We start from the raw sequence: 20,126 nt of genomic DNA on the forward strand, positions 1-20,126 counted from the left end.
GAAATTCTGAGCTGTTGCCGGCGGGATACGTCCTGGTTCGCGCGATGCACTGTTCACGAATCGCGCCACTGGCGGGCGGCACCGCCGATCGCTACCTCTAGCGCCGAGAGACAACGCGCAAACAGCGCACCAGGATGCATGAAAATGGAACTCGGCCTCTACACTTTCGCGGATGTCAGCCCGGAACCGGGTCCCGGCGCCATCGGCCCGCATGAACGGCTGCGCAACCTGATCGAGGAAATCGAGCTGGCCGACCAGGTCGGCCTCGACGTGTTCGGCCTCGGCGAGCATCATCGTCCCGACTACGCGGCCTCGGCGCCCGCCGTGGCACTGGCCGCTGCGGCGGAGCGCACGAAGCGCATCAAGCTGACCAGCGCGGTCACCGTGCTCTCATCCGACGATCCAGTGCGCGTCTTCCAGCAGTTTGCCACACTCGATCTCTTGTCCGGCGGCCGCGCCGAGATCATGGCCGGCCGCGGCTCTTTCATCGAGTCCTTTCCGCTGTTCGGCTACAAGCTCGAGGACTATGACGAGCTGTTCGCCGAAAAGCTCGACCTGCTGCTCGCCATCCGCGACAGCGTGAAGGTCACCTGGTCCGGCAAACTGCGGGCGCCGATCAACGGTCGCGGCGTCTATCCACGACCGCACCAGGAGAAGCTGCCGATCTGGATCGCGATTGGCGGCACGCCGCAGTCCGCCGCCCGCGCGGGCGCGCTCGGCCTGCCGCTGGCGCTCGCCATCATCGGCGGCGAGCCGGCGCGCTTCGCGCCGCTGTTTCAGATTTATCGCGAAGCGGCAAGGCGGGCCGGCAACGACCCGGGCTCGCTTGCCACCAGCCTCAACGTGCACGGCTTCATCGCCGAGTCGACCGAGAAGGCGGCCGACGATTTCTACGCGCCGCAGGCCGAGGTGATGAACCGGATCGGCCGCGAGCGCGGCTGGGGGCCGACCTCGCGGGCGCATTTCGACCAGTCGCGCGGACCGAACGGCGCGCTGTTCGTCGGCAGTCCCGAGCAGGTCGCGGAAAAGATCGTCGCGCAGCACAAGATCTTCGGCAACGACCGCTTCCTGGTGCAGATGGCGATCGGCACCATGCCGCATGCCAAGATCATGAAGGCGATCGAGCTCTACGGCACCAAGGTGGCGCCGATCGTGCGCAAGGAGACGGCAAAGCCCGTCCCGGCTGTGGCGGCGCAGTAGCCTGGCCGACATTCTGAGGGCGACGGACCCGATGCTTCCGTCGCCCTCGGCTAACGGAACTTTTGGCGCGTCAGGGGCGTTTCCGCCCATGCCGCCCATTGCGGCGCCTGAGGGGAAAGGATGAAAGCCGAGTCGACCACCTCGGGCGCAGGCATGGCCGAAACCCCTGATCCGCCCAAGGTCGGGCCGGAAGTGCGGCTTATGCGTTCGCTGCTGATCGGCATTTTCCTGCTGATGAGCGTCTATGCGCTTTATTTCGGGCGCGACTTCTTCATGCCGGTCATCCTGGCTTTCCTGCTGGCGCTGACGCTGACGCCGATCGTGCGCTTTCTGCGCAAGCACGGCATACCCGATGTGGTCTCGGCGACACTGCTGGTGCTGCTCTCGGTCTTCCTGATCGCGTCGGCCGGCTACCTGCTCAGCGGTCCGGTCATCGAGCTCATCAACAACTCCTCCTCGATCGGCATGCAGCTGACCGAGCGGCTGGCACAGCTCAAACGGCCGCTCGAAAAGATCATGGAAATTTCTCACCAGCTGGGCGGGCTCACCGAGACGTCCCAGGAACCCGGCGTGCAGAAGGTCTCGGTGGCGCCCTCCGGCATCCTGTCCACTGCCGCGGGCAATGTGCTGTCGGCCGGCACCAGCATCACCATCGTCTTCGTGCTGTCGCTGTTCCTGCTCGCCTCCGGCACGCTCTTCTACGAGAAGATCATCCAGTCCTTCGCCAGCCTCAGCCAGAAGAAGCGGGCGCTGCGCGTGGTCTACGACGTGGAGCGCGAAATCTCGCATTACCTGCTCACGGTGGCCGTCATCAATGTGGGGCTGGGCACGGTGATCGGAATGGGCCTTTGGGGGCTCGGCATGCCCAACCCACAGGTGTGGGGCGCGGCGGCGACGCTCCTCAACTTCCTGCCTTATGTCGGGGCGCTGATCACCCTTCTGCTGGTAACGATAATCGCGCTGATCAGCTTCGACAGCATTTCCTACGCGCTGCTGGCGCCGAGCTTCGTCTTGCTCTGCGATCTGGTCGAGGGCCAGTTCGTGACGCCGATAATGGTGGGACGCAGGCTCGAGATCAATGCGGTCGCAGTCTTCATCGCCATCGCTTTCTGGTCGTGGCTGTGGGGCTTCATCGGCGCGTTGATGGCGGTGCCGCTGCTGGTGGTGGTGAAGGTGTTCTGCGACCATTTCGAAGGCTTGAGCCACGTCGGCAACTTCCTGGCCGCGCAGCAGACCATCGTCGTCGACGACGAGGCGGACGAGAACAACCACAAGCCTGCTGCCTGAAGACGCGTCGGGAAAACCGAAAGACAGCGGCTTAGGTCGCTGGCAATGGCATGTCCTCAAGGACCGCTGCGCATTGGGGGACAAGCGTTGTATCTGGCCCAATCCTTGGTCCGCTCCCCTTGTTTGCGGCGGCCAGGGCGAGTGCCTATATCGGGCCGGTCAAAGCCCGGACCTTCATGACCGCGGTCCCCTTCGACATCGATCCACAATCGCCCCGCATCGGCGATCGCGGAGCGACCGATGCTCCGCAGCAAAAAACATCGTGGAGAGGTAAGACATGACGGCCCTTTCGGTTCTCGACCTGTCGCCGATCACCCATGGCGGCAACGCCTCGCAGTCGCTCGCCAATTCGCTCGACCTCGCCCGCCATGCCGAACGGCTCGGCTACAGGCGCTACTGGCTTGCCGAGCACCACAACATGCCGGGTATCGCGAGTGCCGCGACTTCCGTGGTGATCGCGCATGTCGCCGGCGGCACCAAGTCGATCCGCGTCGGCGCCGGCGGCATCATGCTGCCCAACCACGCGCCGCTGGTCATCGCCGAGCAGTTCGGCACCTTGGCCGCGCTCCACCCCGGCCGCATAGACCTCGGTCTCGGCCGCGCCCCCGGCACCGACATGGCGACGGCGCGCGCGCTGCGCCGCAACCTGGAGGCCAGCGATAATTTCCCGCAGGACGTCGTCGAGCTGATGGGCTACTTCCAGCCGGCCGAGGAGGGCCAACGCATTCGTGCAGTGCCCGGCGAAGGCCAGGAGGTGCCGGTCTGGATCCTCGGCTCCAGCCTCTACGGCGCACAGCTCGCTGCGCTGCTCGGACTGCCTTACGCGTTCGCTTCGCATTTCGCGCCGGCCGAGCTGGAGCACGCGCTGGAGGTCTATCGCACCGGCTTCCAACCCTCGGCGCAGCTCGACAAGCCCTATGTCATGCTCGGCCTCAACGTCTTTGCCGCGCCCACCGACGCGGAGGCGCGGCTCTTGTTCACCTCGCTGCAGCAGGCTTTCGTCAATTTGCGCAGCGGCCGCCCCGGCAAGTTGCCGCCGCCGGTCGAGAACTATGAGCGCGACCTCGATCCGGTCGCCAAGATCATGCTTGGCCAAGCGCTGTCCTGCGCCGTCGTCGGTTCGCCGGAAACGGTGCGCCAGGGCATCGCGGCCTTCGTCCGCCGCACCGGCGCCGACGAGCTGATGGTGACGGCCCAGATCCATGACCATGCGGCGCGCGTGCGCTCGTTCGAGATTCTCGCGGACGTCCATGGATCGATCTCACGGGCGGCGTGACCCCAAGCGGCTTTGCCGGCTTTTGTCTGCGAAGGGCAGCCGTCTTCCCCAAGCGCGAGCCGTTCCGTGACCGATGATCTCGACCAGCGCATGCAGTTCGCCATCACGCTGGTGATCGCAGGCGGGAGTCATGTCTCTGCGAAGCTGCAGGCGCTGTGTCCGCAAGCCTTCGACGCCTGATCCCGGCGACTGCGACGATTTTGCCCGCGCCGGATTTGGCGCGCGCGGCCGCATCGGGCGATCAAATCGGCTGCGATATGCTTGATTCAAGTCGTTTTGGGGCGGCGGAACGGGATCGCCAACTGCTTGCGCAGGATGCTTGCGCGCCGTGCAGCCTGTTCTTATATACGCGCCAAGCCGTCCGGCCCTGGCAGACCGGGACGGGACGGCATTCTTGTGAACAGGGGCTTTCGTCGGAACGCCTTTCAGGGTCCTGAGAGCCTGCTTAGAGGAGAGACTAGAGCAATGGCAAAAGTTATCGGTATCGATCTCGGCACCACCAACTCCTGCATCGCCATTATGGACGGCAAGGAGCCCAAGGTGATCGAGAATGCGGAAGGTGCGCGCACGACGCCTTCCATCGTCGCCATCTCGAGCGACGGCGAACGTCTCGTCGGCCAGCCGGCCAAGCGCCAGGCGGTCACCAATCCGGAAAACACCATCTTCGCGGTCAAGCGCCTCATCGGCCGCCGCTATGACGATCCGGTGACGGAGAAGGACAAGAAGCTTGTCCCCTACAAGATCGTCAAGGGAGACAATGGCGACGCTTGGGTCGAGGCCAGCGGCAAGAAGCAATCGCCCAGCCAGATCTCGGCGATGATCCTGCAGAAGATGAAGGAAACGGCGGAAGCCTATCTCGGCGAGAAGGTCGAGAAGGCGGTCATCACCGTTCCGGCGTATTTCAACGACGCCCAGCGCCAGGCGACCAAGGACGCCGGTAAGATCGCCGGGCTCGAGGTGCTGCGCATCATCAACGAGCCGACCGCTGCCGCGCTCGCCTACGGCCTGGAAAAGAAGGACGGCAAGACCATCGCCGTCTATGACCTTGGCGGCGGCACTTTCGACATTTCGGTGCTCGAAATCGGCGACGGCGTCTTCGAGGTGAAGTCGACCAATGGCGACACCTTCCTCGGCGGCGAGGATTTCGACATGCGCCTGGTCGAGTATCTGGCGGCCGAGTTCAAGAAGGAACAGGGCATCGACCTGAAGGCCGACAAGCTCGCCCTGCAGCGCCTGAAGGAAGCGGCCGAGAAGGCCAAGATCGAGCTGTCGTCGACGACGCAGACCGAGATCAACCTGCCCTTCATCACCGCCGACGCCAGCGGGCCCAAGCACCTGACGATGAAACTCACCCGGGCGAAATTCGAAAGCCTGGTCGAGGATCTCGTGCAGCGCACGATCGATCCCTGCAAGGCAGCGCTCAAGGACGCCGGCCTGAAGGCGGGCGAGATCGACGAGGTGGTGCTGGTCGGCGGCATGACCCGCATGCCCAAGATCCAGGAGATCGTGAAGCAGTTCTTCGGCAAGGAGCCGCACAAGGGCGTCAATCCGGATGAGGTCGTCGCGCTCGGCGCCGCGATCCAGGCCGGCGTGCTGCAGGGCGACGTCAAGGACGTGCTGCTGCTCGACGTGACGCCGCTGTCGCTCGGCATCGAGACGCTGGGCGGCGTGTTCACCCGGCTGATCGAGCGCAACACGACGATCCCGACCAAGAAGAGCCAGGTGTTCTCGACGGCCGAGGATTCGCAGTCTGCGGTGACCATCCGCGTCTTCCAGGGTGAGCGCGAGATGGCGGCCGACAACAAGCTGCTCGGCCAGTTCGACCTGGTCGGCATCCCGCCGGCCCCGCGCGGCGTGCCGCAGATCGAAGTCACCTTCGACATCGATGCCAACGGCATCGTCAACGTCTCGGCCAAGGACAAGGGCACCGGCAAGGAGCACCAGATCCGCATCCAGGCCTCGGGCGGTCTGTCCGACGCCGACATCGAGAAGATGGTGAAGGACGCCGAGGCCAATGCCGAAGCCGACAAGAAGCGCCGTGCCCTGGTCGAGGCCCGCAACCAGGCCGAAGCGCTGGTGCATTCGTCGGAGAAGTCGCTGAAGGAGTATGGCGACAAGGTCTCGGAGGCTGACCGCACCGCCATCGCCGACGCCATCTCGGCGCTGAAGGCTGCTGCCGAAGGCGACGACGTCGCCGCCATCGAGGCCAAGTCGCAGGCGCTCGCCGAAGCGTCGATGAAGCTTGGCCAGGCCATGTACGAGGCCTCGCAGAAGGAAGCGGCGGAAGCCGACGCGAAGGCGGACGCCGCCAAGGACTCGGACGTGGTCGACGCCGACTTCGAGGAAATCGACGAAGACGACGACAAGAAGAAGTCGGCCTGAGCCGGCTGACGGCAGATAGTTGCGAAGAGCCCGGCGCAAAGCCGGGCTTTTTTGCAACCCCGAGCTAAAAAGTGACGGAAAAACACTGCAGGAGCCCGGCTCGGCACTAGCATCCGGGCATCATCGCTCCTAAATCGAACAACGTGCCGGCAAACGTCGCAACAATGCTTGAAGACATTGAGCATCCGGACAGCGGGAAAAGATGAAAGCTGATTTCTACGAAACGCTGGGCGTGCAGAAGGGCGCCGATGACAAGGAGCTCAAGAGCGCTTTCCGCAAGCTCGCCATGCAGTTCCATCCCGACCGCAACCCAGGCGACCATGCCTGCGAGCACAAGTTCAAGGAAATCAACGAAGCCTACGAGACGCTGAAGGATCCACAGAAGCGCGCGGCCTATGACCGTTTCGGCCACGCCGCCTTCGAGCAGGGCGGCATGAACGGCGCTGCGCACGGCTTCGGCGCCGGCGGCTTCGCCGACATTTTCGAGGACATATTCGGCGACATGATGGGCGGCCGCCAGCGCCGCTCCTCAGGCGGCCGGGAGCGCGGCGCCGATCTACGCTACAATATGGAGATCTCGCTCGAAGAAGCGTTCTCCGGCAAGACGGCGCAGATCCGGGTTCCGGCCTCGATCTCCTGCGCGGAATGTTCGGGCAGCGGCGCCAAGCCGGGCACCCAGCCCGCCACCTGCGCCATGTGCCATGGCCACGGCAAGGTGCGCGCCACGCAAGGCTTCTTCTCGATCGAGCGGACCTGCCCGCAATGCCAGGGCCGCGGCCAGACGATCAAGGACCCCTGCCCGAAATGCGCCGGCCAGGGCCGCGTCACCGAGGAGCGTTCGCTGTCGGTCAACATTCCGGCCGGCATCGAGGACGGCACCCGCATCCGCCTTGCCAATGAGGGCGAAGCCGGCCTGCGCGGCGGACCGTCGGGCGACCTCTATATCTTCCTGGCGGTGAAACCGCACGAATTCTTCCAGCGCGACGGCGCGGATCTCTACTGCAAGGTGCCGATCTCGATGACGACGGCTGCGCTTGGCGGCTCGTTCGAGGTGACGACGCTCGACGGCACGCAGACCAAGGTGAAAGTGCCGGAAGGCACCCAGAACGGCCGCCAGTTCCGGCTCAAGGGCAAGGGGATGCCGGTGCTGCGCCAGCCCAATGTCGGCGATCTCTACATCCAGACGGCGGTCGAGACGCCGCAGAATCTGTCGCGGCGCCAGCGCGAGCTGCTGGAAGAGTTCGAGCAGCTGTCCTCGAAGGACAACTCGCCGCAGTCGAGCGGCTTTTTCGCCCGCATGAAGGACTTTTTCGAGTCTTTCGGCGAGAGCTGAGATTTTCCTGACGCAAGTCGTTGCCCCAAAACCGCTTCGCACTTTTGGGCGACTTGCGTTACCGCCCCCGCACCAAGCGTCATCAACACCTTATGCCAGATTGACGCCTTGCCTTGTTCCACCTAGCTGTTAAGTAGCGGGGCGGGGGGAGCGTTGAGGAGAGCTCGCATGGCACGTGGTCCCGGGTTGCGCAAAGCGCTTGCGGAAAAGTTCGATGACGAGCTGAAGTTCTTCAAGGGCTGGATCGACAAGCCCAAGGCGGTCGGCTCCATCGTCCCTACCAGTTCGGTCACCGCACGCAAGATGGCCTCGGTCGTCAACCCGAAGTCGGGCCTGCCGGTGCTCGAGGTCGGGCCCGGCACCGGCGTCATCACCCGCGCCATTCTCGCCCAAGGCGTGAAGCCGGAAAATCTCTACGCGGTCGAGTATTCCACCGACTTCGTGCGTCACCTGCGCCGGCTCTATCCGGGCGTCAACGTCATCGAGGGCGACGCCTTCAATCTGAATGCCACGCTCGGCGACAAGCGTGACATGGTGTTCGATTCGGTCGTCTCGGGCGTGCCGCTGCTCAATTTCCCGGTTGCCCAGCGCATCGCCTATATCGAAAGCCTGCTCGACCGCATTCCCGCCGGCCGGCCGATCGTCCAGCTGACCTACGGGCCGATGTCGCCGATCCCGCCCGGCCGCGGCGACTACACCGTCAAGCATTTCGATTTCATCATTCGCAACATTCCGCCGACGCAGCTGTGGATCTACCGGCGCAATGCGCATTAGATGAGAAGGGATTAGGGGAATAGGGAAAATCGAGGCAACTCCCTTACTCCCTTACTCCCTTACTCCCTTACTGCCCTACTCCCTTACTCCCTTAACCCCTGTCCCCTCATCCAGCCGTTGATTTGAATGGCCCCTGGCTGTACCTGTCCGGGAACAAGGTGGCCAATGGCAGTAATCCCGAAAATCCTCGTCTTCGCCGGCTCGGTGCGCACGGGCGCGTTCAGCGGCCGGACGGCCGACGTGGCGCAGAAGGAACTCGCCTTGCAGGGCGCCGAAGTGACGCGCATATCGCTGGGCGACTATCCGTTGCCGATCATGGACGAGGACCTGGAAAAGGAAAAAGGCGTCCCGGAAAACGCTGTCCGGCTCGGCCGGCTGATCGGCACCCATGACGGGCTTCTGATCGCGACGCCCGAATATAATGGCTCGATCCCGCCGCTGCTGAAGAACGCGATCGATTGGGTAAGCCGCATACGCAGGGAAGGCAGCCGTCCGTTCAGGCCGCTCTCCGCCAAGCCCGTCGGCCTCTGCTCGTCCTCCGAGGGCAAGTTTGCCGGCATACGCTGCATCAATCATCTGCGCGCCGTGCTGGTGCGCTGCCAGATGGAAGTGATTACGCCGGAATGTTCGGTGTCGAACGCCGGCGAGGCCTTCGACCAGGATGGGCAGTTCCGGGACGAACGACTACACCAATCGATGGAGCGCCTATGCCGGACACTGATCGAAACCTCGCGCATGCTGTCCATCCGGATCGAGGCGTGATGCACTCCGTGCAGGCCGAAGGGATGCGCGACAGGCTGATCGTCGGCCTCGACCTGCCGACGCTCAAGGACGCCGAGAGGGCAGTGCGCGAGCTGGAAGGCTCCGTCTCCTTCTATAAGATCGGCTACCAGCTCGCCTTCGCCGGCGGGCTCGACTTCGCGCGCGAACTCGCCAGCGGCGGCACCAAGATCTTCCTCGACATGAAGCTGCTCGATATCGACAATACGGTGGCCAAAGGTGTCGAGAACATCGTGAGGATGGGCATGTCGATGCTGACGCTGCATGCCTATCCCAAGACCATGAAGGCGGCGGTCGAGGCAGCCAAGGGCAGCGATCTCTGCCTGCTGGGGGTCACCGTGCTGACCTCGATGGACGAGCAGGACGTGATCGACGCCGGCTATGAATACGACCCGCACACGCTGGTGCTGAGGCGCGCCGAACAGGCGCTGCATGCCGGCATGGGCGGCATCGTCTGCTCGGCCGAGGAGGCGGAAGCGGTGCGCCGGATCGTCGGCCCCGACATGGCTGTGGTGACCCCCGGCATCCGTCCGGCAGGCAGCGATCATGGCGACCAGAAACGCGTGGTGACGCCGGCGCAGGCTATTCGCAACGGTTCCAGCCACCTCGTCGTCGGCCGGCCGATCGTCGCCGCGCCGGACCGGCGCGCGGCGGCCGAGGCGATCCTGGCCGAGATGCAATCCGCCTGACGTTTCAAACCGGAGGAAGACAGATGCCAAAGGGATACTGGATCGCACGCGTCGATGTGCGCGACGCCGAGGGCTACAAGGACTATGTCGCCGCGGCCAAGCCCGCCTTCGAGCGCTTCGGTGGAAAATTCCTGGCGCGCGGCGGCGAGCACGAAAAGGCCGAAGGTCCCGGGCGTGGCCGCAACGTCATCATCGAATTCGAGTCGCTGGCGGCGGCGCGCGATTGCTACCACTCGCCCGAATATCAGCGTGCCGTCGCCATCCGCCAGAAGGTGGCCGACGGCGAGATCGTGCTGGTCGAGGGGGTTTAGGTCGTCGAAGTAAGGGGATCGGCTGCGTTGGCACGTTGGAGATTAGCCGACACGCCCATCTTGTCGTCATCCACGGGCGGAGCAAGGAGCGACGCGACGCGCGCAGACCCGAGGATCCATGCCGTAACTTCAACGCGCCGCTACGGTCCAGAATTCTGCCCCCGCTGCACTCCACGGACCGGGTAACGGCATGGATTTCAGGGTCTGCGCGCGTCGCTTCGCTCCTTGCTCCGCCCTGGAATGACGAAGTTTTTGGACGTGCTTGCAACCCTGGCGGCCTGCCCGCTATCACCTGGAGCGCCGTGAAGTCGGCCATGGTCTGGAAGGGCCGCCCGATTCGACGAAAGCAATGCTGGAGCGGGCAAGCTCGAATGGCACAGATATGTGCATTCGCGAAGGATGCGGGTTCTTGCGACTTTATTCAACAGTCACAGAACTACAGCTCTCCGCATGGTTCTTCACTTCCTAACCAAGCCCGCCAGAAGCCCACCGGCCGGAGCGGTATCAGGCGATCAGCACGCGCGGCTCGAAGCGGCCCCTGACTGGCACATCCAGAACGAAGGTCATACCGGCTTGCGGGTCGAGCTGGCGTTGCTTGTCGTCCTTGCCCTTCCAGGCCGACGTCACCGCCAGGCGGTCGGCCTTCGCGCCGACGAAGGCGGGACAGGACGGCTGCGTCACTGGCATCGCGACCTCGCGCAGCAGCGTGCCGTCGGGCGAATAGGCCTTGACCGCCTTGCCGCCCCAGACGGCATTCCACAGCACACCGTCGCGGTCGACGACGGAGCCATCGACATAGCCCTTGTACGAGCGATGATCGACAAACACCTTTGCCTCGCCTGTCGGCAGGCCGGTCGCCGCATCGCAGGCGACGCGCATCAGCAGCCCGGTCGCGGTGTCGGTGTAATAGGCGATGGTTCCGTCCTGCGAGAAGCAGATGGAATTGGAGACGGTGATTCCCGAAAACAGGCGCCGCAGCTCGCCTTTGAAGAACCAGTAGATCGAACCGGCACCCTTCTCCTCGTCCTTGCCCATCGTGCCGGTCCAGAAGGCACCGCAAGGGTGGACGCGGGAATCGTTGGAACGGGTGAGCGGGTTGTCGGCCTCGATCGGTGTGTGCAACGTCAACCTGCCGGTCTCGACGTCCCGGACATGGAGGCCCGTCTCGGTGGCGATCAGCTGGCGGGCGTCATCGATGATGGCGATGGCGCTGGCCATCAGGCCGAGATCGTGGACCTTCAGGGTGCCGCTGAGCGGCTTTTCCAGCAGTTTGCCGTTGACGATGTCGAACCAGAACAGCGTGTCGGTGACCGGATCGTAGCTCGGGCCTTCGCCCAGCTGGCAGATGTGGTCGCTCAAGACCGAAACGCTGTCCATCATGCCGCTCCGAAGGCTTCGTCCCAGGCGGCGACCGCGGCGCGGGCGCGCTCAACCACCTCTTCGGCGGTGGCGCCCGGCTTGTAGAGGCTCGACCCGAGGCCGAAGACGCTGACGCCAGCCGTCTTGTAGCCGGCAAAATCCTTGTCGGAAACGCCGCCGACAGCGCCGATCACGGTGGCGGCCGGCAGCACGGCGCGCATCGCCGAAATGCCGACGGCGCCGAGCACGCTTGCCGGGAAGAATTTCAGCGCCGAGGCGCCGAGCCTGATGGCAAGGAACGCCTCGGTGGGCGTGAACACGCCGGGCATCGTCACCATGCCATGGTGCATCGCGCGGCCCATGACTTCGGCATCGATGTTGGGGCTGACCAGCAGCCGGCCGCCGGCCTCGTGCAGGGCGTCGACATCGGCCGCAGTCAGCACCGTGCCGGCGCCGACCAGCGCGGTTTCGGGAAGCGCCGCGGCGATACTGGCGATGGAGGTGAACGGCTCGGGCGAATTGAGCGGCACCTCGATCGCCTCGATGCCGGCGTCGAAAACCGCCCGGCCGATCGCCACCGCTTCGGTCGGCTTCAGCCCGCGCAGGATGGCGACAAGGCCGCGCCGGAGTTTTGGAAAGGGTGCGGTCTCAGTCACGCTGCGCCTCCGATCATGCCGTTCTCGCACGCTGCCTCGATGAGGCCAGCGCGCACCGCTTCGTCCGCATCGACCGTCCTGAAGGGCAAGCCGGCCAGGTCCAAGACTGCGCCGTAAAGGTTGGCGAGCGCGCCGGAGGCGATCAACACCACCGGCGTTTCGCTGAAGCCATAGCGGCGCGTGGCCGAGGCGATCTCGCCGCCGATCAGCAGTCCGGACAGGCAGGCTGCGGCATCCTCGGATTTCAAATCCTGTAGCAGTCCCGCGGCGCGGATCGCGAACAGCTTCGAAATGACGTCGCCGCCCTCGCCCAGCGCCTGCTCGCACCATTGGCGGAAGAAAGGATTGTCCGCCGCCACCGGGGCCGGATGCTCGCCTAGCGAATGTTTCAGGATCGAATGCGCGGACAGCACCGAAAACAGCTCGCCCGTCGGCCAGGTGCCGAAGCCGGCGACCGCGCCGTCCTCGACCACGACCCATTTCGAATGCGTCCCGGGCATGCAGACAAGGTGGCGGCCATTTGCCGGCAGGCCGGCGCCGGCAAGCTGGGTCTCCTCGCCGCGCATGACATCCGGCGCGTCGGCCAGGCGCTGCGCCAGCCCCGGCACGATGCGGACATCGCGGCGCTCGCTCTCGATGCGGGCGGCGCCGCGCAAAATGGCGCCGATCGGCGCCGGCACGCCGACATAGGGCGCCTCGAGCCAGCCCTGGCGCGAACCCGCCATGCCGCAGATGATCACCGGCAGCGCCTGGGGAGCGCCCATGGCGGCAAGATGTCCCTCCAGCACCTTCGCAAAACCTTTTTCGCGCGCGGTGATCAGCCCGTCATCGCTTCGCCGCTCGGCAAGCACCTTGCCGGAAGCATCGAGCAGCCAGGCCCTGAGCCTTGTCGTGCCCCAGTCGAGCGCGGCGATCGCCGGGGCGCCGCTCAAAGGAAGCCTCCGTCGACGATCAGCATCTGCGCCGTCAGCATGCGCGAGGCGTCGGACGCCAGGAACAAAACCGTGCCGACGACGTCGTCGGGTTGCATGACCTCCTTGATGCACTGCTTGGCGACATGGGCGGCGAGCGAGCCTTCGGTGACCCAGAGCTTCTGCTGCCGCTCGGTGATCACCCAGCCCGGCGCGATCGCGTTGACGCGGATGCGGTCGGCGCCAAGCTTGCCGGCAAGGCCCTTGGTGAGGCCGAGTATGCCGGCCTTGGCAGCGGTATAGGCCGGCATGTCGGGGTGGTTGATGAGATAGGAGGTCGAGGTGAAGTTGATGATCGAGCCGCCCCCGGCGCGCTTCATGCCGGGCGCCACAGCCTGCGCGGTGAAGAAGTGCGGCCGCAGGTTGATGGCCAGATTATTATCCCAGAACTCGACGGTGACGTCTTCCACCGCATGCCGGTCGTCGAGCGCCGCGTTGTTGACGAGCACGGTGACGTCGCCATGCGCTTCAGCCGCCTTCGCCGCCGAAACGCGCAGGGCCTCGACGTCGCGCAGGTCGGTCTTGAGATAGAGCGGCCGCCGGCCAAGCTCCTTTTCCAGGCGGTCGGCAAGCGCCCTGCTGGGCTTGTCGGCGATGTCGAGAAAGGCGACCCTGGCGCCCTGCCGCATGAAGCCTTCCGTCAGCGCGGCGCCGATGCCGGAGCCGCCGCCGGTGATCAGCACCGAGGCGCCGTCGAGGTCGGCGAAACGCGCCGATGGCATCATGATCTCTTTCTCCCTTTGGCCGGCGCGCATCCTAGCCAGAGACGTCGTCCGGGCAAGGGAGAAACGTCAGATTTTCGCGCTTATGTCTGACAAAAGCACATGGAGACGTCCGCAGCCGGCGGACCGGGCCCGGCGGAGGACGGATAGGCCGGTCAGATCGCCTTGGCGTGCAGCGCGCCGCGATAGGAATCGCGCAGGTAGCCGAGCGTGGCGTCGGCGTCGACCGGCTTGCCGAACAGATAGCCCTGGCCGCCGGCGCAGCCGAACTGGACGAGGCGGTCGGCCTGCGCCTCTTCCTCGATGCCTTCGGCGACGACGTCCATGCCGAGCCCTTCGCACATGGCAAGAATGGCGCGGATGATATGCTCCGACGGCCGGTCGTCGAGAATGGAGGCGACGAAGGCGCGATCGATCTTGAGCTTGTCGAAATGGAACTCGCGCAGGCGTCCAAGCGAGGACTGGCCGGTGCCGAAATCGTCGAGCGAGACACGGATGCCGACACGGCGCAGATCGGCGACGATCTTTTCGGCCGAAGCCGGATCGTTCATCAGGCCGGTCTCGGTGATCTCGATCTCCAGCCGGCGCGGATCGAAGCCGGTGCGGTCGAGGATCGCCAGGATGTGCAGGCCGGTGTTCTGGTCGACGAGCTGCGAGGGCGACAGATTGAAGGACAGGAACAGATCCTTCGGCCAGCTGCGAGCCGCTTCGGTCGCCTTGCGCAGCACGAGCTGCGAGAGCGGGCCGATGATGCCGCGCTCCTCGGCGATCGGGATGAAGACGCTTGGCGGCACCATGCCGAGGTCGCGATCGGTCCAGCGCGCCAGGGTCTCGAAACCGATGGTGCGGCGGGTGTTGAGATCGACGATGGGCTGGAAATGCGGCTCGACCTCGCCGGCCGAGACGGCGCGGCGCAGCGCCTGCTCGATGCGGGTGACGCGCTTGGCGGCCTCCTCCATCTCGCGGGTATAGACGACGACGCGGCCACGGCCCGAACGCTTGGCGTGATAGAGCGCGGTTTCGGCCTTGTTGAGCAGGATCTCGGTGGTCTCGTCGCCGGAATAATACAGCGAGCAGCCGACCGAGGCGGAGAGTCTAGCGGTGCGCTCGCCGACATCATAAGGCGCCGAAAGAATCTCGATGAGCATGCGCGACTTCTCGGCCGCCGCCTCCTCGCTGAACACCATCGGGTAGAGGAAGGCGAACTCGTCGGCGCCGATGCGGCAGACGGTGGAATAGCTGTCCATCGAGGCGCGCAGCCGCATCGCCACCTGGATCAGGATGTCGTCGCCGGCCTTATGGCCGAACAGGTCGTTGATCGGCTTGAAGCCATCGAGATCGAGAATGCCGACTGTGAAGGGCGCCGGGTCGTCGGCGCGGTCGCTGATCAGGCGATCGACCTTGTCGACGAAGCGACGATGGTTGCCAAGCCCGGTCAGCGGATCGGTGAGGGCCAGATCCGTGCTTTCCCTGCCTGGCTGCCCGGTGCCAAACGTCGTTTGCATCATGTCCCTGTGGTGACTTCGATATTTGCGCGGAGACTGGCAGGAAACCCTTTAGGAAGCGTATCGAAAAAATCGATTTTTTCGACCCCCGAACGGCATGCTCCGCAATCAGCCCGCGTGCCTGACGCGATAGAGCTCGATCATGCTGCCCCTGGTCTCCGCGACGGGTTCGAGCCAGTCCGGAATGCTGCCGTTGATCAGCCCGGCCAGGAAGCCGCCTGGGGCCTTCCTGGCCAGCAGGACGCTTTCGGGGCTGCCGGGGCAGACCGCGACCAGGCCGACGCCATGTGCATGCACGATCCGTCGCGCGTCGTCGGCCGAGCCGAGGAAAGCGTCGAGTGCCAGGAGGTTGCCGGCGATGTTGCGGTGATAGGGGCCGGCAAAGACGCGATGCGCGGTAAAGGCCAGGATCGGCGAGCCGAGATTGGAAGTGGCAAGCACGGTGGTGCCGGGAATGCGGCCGAGCGACGCGAAGCTGGCCTTGTTCTCGCAGGCTTTGTCGGCGGTCCCCTCATCGGCGGGGGACGCGCTTCCTTCCAGAGCCAAGGACGTTGCGGCTGCGGCGCCGGTCCAGACCGGATTGACCGAGACCAGCCAGACGGCGGCCAGGCGCAGCGCTACCCCGACAGAGGAATTTGTCGCCGCGCGGGCGCGCCATTTCGCAATCCAAGCGGAAAGAGGGATCAGCGCAAAGGCGATCGAGAATGTGGTGCCGCGCACCTGCCAGACGCCGACGAGGAAAGAAGCGACAAGAAGCGCGCCGACGAGGCTGTCCTGGCGGCGCCAGCCGCCTCGGCCCAGGCGCAGCGCCATCAGAGCGAGCGCCAGGAAGGACGTGCCGTAGCGGGCGGCCACGCGCCTGGGATCATGAGTTATAAGTGTCACGAGCGACTGGGCTTCCTCGATGTGATCGAGCCAGAGCTCCTTGAGACGCGGGTCGAGGGTGGCGTAGGGCGCGGCCAGGCATTGCGGAAAGAAGGCCATCACGACAGCGCCGAGCACGATGGCAAGCAAGCCCAGACAGAGCAGGCGCCGCAGCCAGTCGCGAGAGGCCACGTCGACCGACGCAATCGCCGACAACCCTGCACCGGCAATGGCGGCGACGACGAACTGCGCCGTCGAGAAGGCATCGCATTGAGCCTCGCCCCAGGCTGACGCCGGAATGGTGGCAGCGAAGACGAGCGTCGAAACGCCCGCGAAGCCGAGACCGAAATCGCGGGCGATGGCGCGCTCGCCGGCGCCGTCGACGACGTACAGCAGCGACACGCAGACGCCGAGTGTGGCGACATAGGGCAGGGTCTCCATCCCGACAGCGAGGGTCAGCGCGGCGCAGAGGCCGGAAAACAGGGCCGCCGTCCTCTGGGCCGGCGCTTCGAGCAGCAGGGCGAGGCTCGCCATGGTCAGCATGAGCTGGACGTTGTGATGATCGAGCGCAGCGGGCCAATAGATGCCGACGAAATTATAAGCGGCGGCGCCGATCACGACCGACGGCAGCACCGCGCCCCCACCGGCGAAATTGCGCGCGGCGCGCGCGGTGAAGAACAGCGTCGCCAACAACAACAGTGCCGGCCAGAGGACCTGGGCCACCGCTTCGGCGAGCGGCATGCTGCCGGTCAGCGCGTAAGCGGCCATGATGAGGGTGGCGATCGGGACGTCGACCAGCCTTGACCAGTGCATGACGAAGCCGCCCTCCGGGCCCATTCTGTACTGATGAAGGTCGAACCAGCCCTGGCCGTTCAGCAGGTCGCGCACTTCGACAAGCCGCAGCAGATTGTCGTTGTTGCCGGCATCGGCCAGCGGGCGAAAGCCTGTGGCGGCGCTGACCGTGAGCACGACCAGGGCTGCCAACAGCGCCAGCATGAGATCCTTTGTCCAAGAGCGGCCGGTTGCATCCTTGGGGAGCTGCACAGGATTCATGAGGGTCACGGAGGTAACTTCCAGCGTGTTTTCGGCGCAGGCTAGGCCGCTTCGTTCAACAAAGCGTAAAACCGCTTGCCCAAGGCGGCGCGGCCGCGGCTAGTCGCGAGCCGGAAACACCCAAACCGATGACAGGACATAGCTCACCGCGCTCGCCGCAACGGTGGTCAATGCCGACATCGAGAGCGGCGACATGGCAAGATCCGTCACCGCCACATGCGACACCAGACCGGAGAAGGCGGCGCATCCGACCTGCAGCGCAAGATAGCGCGGCATCGCCTCGGCATGGTCGTGCTGGCCGCCGAAGGTCCAACTGCGCTGCGCCGAATAGGCGACGACGAAGCTGACCGCATAGGCGGCGACACTGCCGGTGAACGGCGAAAGTCCGAGCGAGACCAGCAGCCAGGACAGGGCGAACAGAAGCAGGGCGGCGCCGACGCCCACGGTGAGAAACCGGAAAAGGCGGGTCTGCAGAAAGGGAGTCAAGGCCCGGTTCATGCGGCCTGGCCCAACCGCGCATCGTCGGCCGAGCCGGCTGAGGCGGCTTTCAGCCGCTTGACCGGTATTTCCAGGACGCCGAGCAGGAACGCCGAGAAGAAGGCCTGCAGCGAGATGACGATCAGGCTCAGGCCCAGCACGACGACGCGCGGAATTGCCGGATCATCCAAGGGGCCGAATCCGAGGCTCGCCCAACGCAAAAGTGCATAACCGAAGAACAGCGCACCGCCGGCAAAGCAAATGCCGGCATTGGCCGCGAGGCGGTCGGTGCTGATGGTTCTGGTCAGCCAATCCGATCGCCTGTTCGGCGGCAGAATGCCGGTTATCTCGGCATAGTAGCGCGAGATGGCGCCGAAGGTGAGAAGCTGGACGCCCACCACCACCATGAAGCAGGCCGCGACGAATGTGTTGAGGTCGAGCGACAGGTTGTCGATCACCTGCAGCGGGCCCAGCAGCAACAGCGTCACCAGCAGCGCGCCAAGGCTGAGCAGCACGGTGCCGGGTATGAAGAACATCCAGCGCGGATTGTGCACCAGCAGGAACTTCAGATGGCGCCAGCCGTCCCGCCAGGTGCGCAGGTGCGGCGGACGGCTGCGGCCGTCGGGCTTCAGCGTGGTCGGCACCTCCTCTATGCGCAAACCCGCAAGGGCGCTGCGAACCACCATCTCGCTGGCGAATTCCATGCCGCTCGTCTGCAGGTCGAGCTTCCTGATACGCTCGGCGTTGAACCCCCTGAGCCCGCAATGGAAGTCACCCGTCTTGATGCGGAAGAACAGCCGGCCGATGAAGCTGAGCACGGGGTTGCCGAGATAGCGGTGCAGGACGGGCATGGCGCCAGGCTCGATGCCGCCCTGGAAGCGGTTGCCCATGACCAGATCCGCGCCGTCGCGCAGGCGCGAGACGAAGGCCTCGAGCGCGCCGAAATCATAGCTGTCGTCCGCGTCGCCCATGATGATGTAGCGGCCCCTGGCGGCGGCGATGCCGCCCATGAGCGCGGCACCATAGCCCTTCTGCGCCACCGGAACGACCTGGGCGCCGTTGTCCGCCGCGATCTGCTGGGAGCCGTCCGAGCTGCCATTGTCGGCGATCAGCACCTCGCCGGCGACACCCGCCCTGTCGAGGAACGCCCGCGCCTTGCGGATGCAGGTGGCGAGCGTCTCGGCCTCGTTGAGGCACGGCATGAGGATGGTGAGTTCGAGTTCCTCGGCCGAGGCGGTGCGAATGGCGGTGACGGCGTTCATGGTCATTGTTCCATCGGCGACCCCTCCGGCTTCGTCCGGCGAGGGCATTCGGCGCTCACCCTTGCACGGCAAGGCTTAAGAAAACGATGACGCGCGGCATCATCTTGTCTCCATTGGCCGGCGAGACGAGGTTGCGGCGGCCTTGCCGGCAATCTTGCAAATGACGCGATTGGCAGGAGCCGCCGAGTTCCCTATATCGGCGTTACTCGACGCAATTCCGGACCGAAAACCGCCGGGCACTTTTCCTGGGATTGCTCGACCCCGCCGGAGACCGCAGATGCCGCTCAAGATCGCCGTCCAGATGGACCATGTTTCCACCGTGTCGATCGCCGGCGACACGAGCTTCGCGCTGTCGCTGGAGGCGCAGCGGCGCGGCCACAAGCTCTACCACTACACGCCCGACCGGCTGTCGATGCAGGGCGGCAAGGTGTTCGCGCGCGTCGAGGAGATGCAGGTGCGCGACGAGAAGGGCAGCCACTATGCGCTGGGCGAGCCGGTGCGCACCGATCTCGCGGAGATGGACGTGGTGCTGCTGAGGCAGGACCCGCCCTTCGACATGAACTACATCACCACCACGCACATGCTGGAGCGGATCCATCCGAAGACTCTGGTGGTCAACGACCCAGCCTGGGTGCGCAACAGCCCGGAAAAGATCTTCGTCACGGAATTTCCCGACCTGATGCCGGAAACGCTGATCACCAAGGATCCGCAGGAAGTGGCGGCCTTCCGCAGGGCGTTCGGCGACATCATCATCAAGCCGCTCTACGGCAATGGCGGCGCCGGCATCTTCCACCTGCACGAGGCCGACCGCAACCTCGCCTCGCTGCTCGAGATGTTCGGCCAGCTGTTCCGCGAGCCCTATATCGTGCAGCGCTATCTGAAGGACGTGCGCAAGGGCGACAAGCGCATCATCCTGATCGACGGCGAGCCGGTCGGCGCCATCAACCGCGTGCCGGCCGAGCACGATTCGCGGTCCAACATGCATGTCGGCGGCCGCGCCGAGAAGACCGAGCTGACGGCACGCGAGCGCGAGATCTGCGCCCGCATCGGGCCGTCGCTGCGGGAGCGCGGCTTCATCCTGGTCGGCATCGACGTGATCGGCGACTACATGACCGAGATCAACGTCACCTCGCCGACCGGCGTGCGCGAAGTGCGGCGTTTCGGCGGTGCCGATATCGCCAGCCTGTTCTGGGACTGCGTCGAGGGGAAGAAGGGCTAGCTCCTC

The 20,126-nt window shown here is 65.2% G+C and carries 18 protein-coding genes; 10 read left to right on the forward strand and 8 right to left on the reverse strand.

The genetic code is table 11. The features are described from left to right. Positions 1–144 precede the first annotated feature (144 nt). The 9 genes from EJ074_RS15660 (at position 145) to EJ074_RS15700 (ending at position 10,032) form a co-directional block, all read left to right on the forward strand. Positions 145–1,200, forward strand: coding sequence for an LLM class flavin-dependent oxidoreductase (locus tag EJ074_RS15660; RefSeq protein WP_095805216.1), 1,056 nt, complete (start codon positions 145–147; stop codon positions 1,198–1,200). Between the two features lie 120 nt (positions 1,201–1,320). Beyond that, positions 1,321–2,487 carry an AI-2E family transporter gene (locus EJ074_RS15665; protein ID WP_095805217.1) on the forward strand — a complete coding sequence of 389 codons (1,167 nt, stop codon included), beginning with the start codon at positions 1,321–1,323 and terminating at the stop codon, positions 2,485–2,487. Positions 2,488–2,764: 277 nt separating this feature from the next. After that, the gene (locus EJ074_RS15670) at positions 2,765–3,763 is read left to right on the forward strand and encodes an LLM class flavin-dependent oxidoreductase (RefSeq protein ID WP_129553564.1); all 999 of its coding nucleotides are present in this window, start codon (positions 2,765–2,767) and stop codon (positions 3,761–3,763) included. Positions 3,764–4,228: 465 nt separating this feature from the next. Beyond that, on the forward strand, positions 4,229–6,145 hold the full coding sequence (gene dnaK / locus EJ074_RS15675; protein ID WP_095805219.1) for a molecular chaperone DnaK: 1,917 nt from the start codon (positions 4,229–4,231) through the stop codon (positions 6,143–6,145). 202 nt (positions 6,146–6,347) lie between these two features. Continuing rightward, positions 6,348–7,478 carry a molecular chaperone DnaJ gene (gene dnaJ, locus EJ074_RS15680; protein WP_095805220.1) on the forward strand — a complete coding sequence of 377 codons (1,131 nt, stop codon included), beginning with the start codon at positions 6,348–6,350 and terminating at the stop codon, positions 7,476–7,478. A 168-nt stretch (positions 7,479–7,646) separates the two neighbouring features. Next, the gene (gene pmtA / locus EJ074_RS15685; protein WP_095805221.1) at positions 7,647–8,252 is read left to right on the forward strand and encodes a phospholipid N-methyltransferase PmtA; all 606 of its coding nucleotides are present in this window, start codon (positions 7,647–7,649) and stop codon (positions 8,250–8,252) included. Positions 8,253–8,417: 165 nt separating this feature from the next. After that, a complete protein-coding gene (locus tag EJ074_RS15690; RefSeq protein WP_095805222.1) occupies positions 8,418–9,014 on the forward strand; it encodes an NADPH-dependent FMN reductase in 597 nt (198 codons plus the stop codon). After that, positions 9,014–9,721, forward strand: coding sequence for an orotidine-5'-phosphate decarboxylase (gene pyrF, locus EJ074_RS15695; protein WP_165350090.1), 708 nt, complete (start codon positions 9,014–9,016; stop codon positions 9,719–9,721). Before EJ074_RS15690 ends, pyrF begins: the two co-directional genes overlap by 1 nt. Positions 9,722–9,744: 23 nt before the next feature. Beyond that, complete coding sequence (locus tag EJ074_RS15700; protein WP_095805223.1) at positions 9,745–10,032, forward strand: DUF1330 domain-containing protein; 288 nt, start codon at positions 9,745–9,747, stop codon at positions 10,030–10,032. 504 nt (positions 10,033–10,536) lie between these two features. Here EJ074_RS15700 and EJ074_RS15705 read toward each other — a convergent pair. The 8 genes from EJ074_RS15705 to EJ074_RS15740 form a co-directional block, all read right to left on the reverse strand. Continuing rightward, on the reverse strand, positions 10,537–11,412 hold the full coding sequence (locus EJ074_RS15705; protein ID WP_095805224.1) for an SMP-30/gluconolactonase/LRE family protein: 876 nt from the start codon (positions 11,410–11,412) through the stop codon (positions 10,537–10,539). Continuing rightward, entirely contained in the window at positions 11,409–12,047 is a 639-nt protein-coding gene (locus EJ074_RS15710; RefSeq protein ID WP_095805225.1) for a 2-dehydro-3-deoxy-6-phosphogalactonate aldolase, read from the reverse strand. Before EJ074_RS15710 ends, EJ074_RS15705 begins: the two co-directional genes overlap by 4 nt. Next, on the reverse strand, positions 12,044–12,979 hold the full coding sequence (locus tag EJ074_RS15715; RefSeq protein WP_095805226.1) for a 2-dehydro-3-deoxygalactonokinase: 936 nt from the start codon (positions 12,977–12,979) through the stop codon (positions 12,044–12,046). Before EJ074_RS15715 ends, EJ074_RS15710 begins: the two co-directional genes overlap by 4 nt. After that, positions 12,976–13,743 (reverse strand): SDR family oxidoreductase, encoded by a 768-nt coding sequence (locus tag EJ074_RS15720; protein WP_095805446.1) that lies wholly within the window; start codon positions 13,741–13,743, stop codon positions 12,976–12,978. Before EJ074_RS15720 ends, EJ074_RS15715 begins: the two co-directional genes overlap by 4 nt. 152 nt (positions 13,744–13,895) lie before the next feature. Further along, positions 13,896–15,245, reverse strand: coding sequence for an EAL domain-containing protein (locus EJ074_RS15725; RefSeq protein WP_095805447.1), 1,350 nt, complete (start codon positions 15,243–15,245; stop codon positions 13,896–13,898). Between the two features lie 108 nt (positions 15,246–15,353). Then, positions 15,354–17,162: a polysaccharide biosynthesis protein GtrA gene (locus EJ074_RS15730; protein ID WP_095805227.1), complete on the reverse strand. Its 1,809-nt coding sequence runs from the start codon at positions 17,160–17,162 to the stop codon at positions 15,354–15,356. 99 nt (positions 17,163–17,261) lie between these two features. Further along, positions 17,262–17,648 (reverse strand): GtrA family protein, encoded by a 387-nt coding sequence (locus EJ074_RS15735; RefSeq protein WP_245420307.1) that lies wholly within the window; start codon positions 17,646–17,648, stop codon positions 17,262–17,264. An 8-nt stretch (positions 17,649–17,656) separates the two neighbouring features. After that, positions 17,657–18,901 carry a glycosyltransferase family 2 protein gene (locus EJ074_RS15740; protein WP_095805448.1) on the reverse strand — a complete coding sequence of 415 codons (1,245 nt, stop codon included), beginning with the start codon at positions 18,899–18,901 and terminating at the stop codon, positions 17,657–17,659. 277 nt (positions 18,902–19,178) lie between these two features. On the opposite strand from EJ074_RS15740, the gene gshB reads away from it, so the two are divergent. Continuing rightward, complete coding sequence (gene gshB / locus EJ074_RS15745; protein ID WP_095805229.1) at positions 19,179–20,120, forward strand: glutathione synthase; 942 nt, start codon at positions 19,179–19,181, stop codon at positions 20,118–20,120. The last annotated feature ends 6 nt before the right edge of the window (positions 20,121–20,126 follow it).

This window comes from Mesorhizobium sp. M3A.F.Ca.ET.080.04.2.1, from assembly GCF_003952525.1.
Classification (GTDB): Bacteria; Pseudomonadota; Alphaproteobacteria; order Rhizobiales; family Rhizobiaceae; genus Mesorhizobium.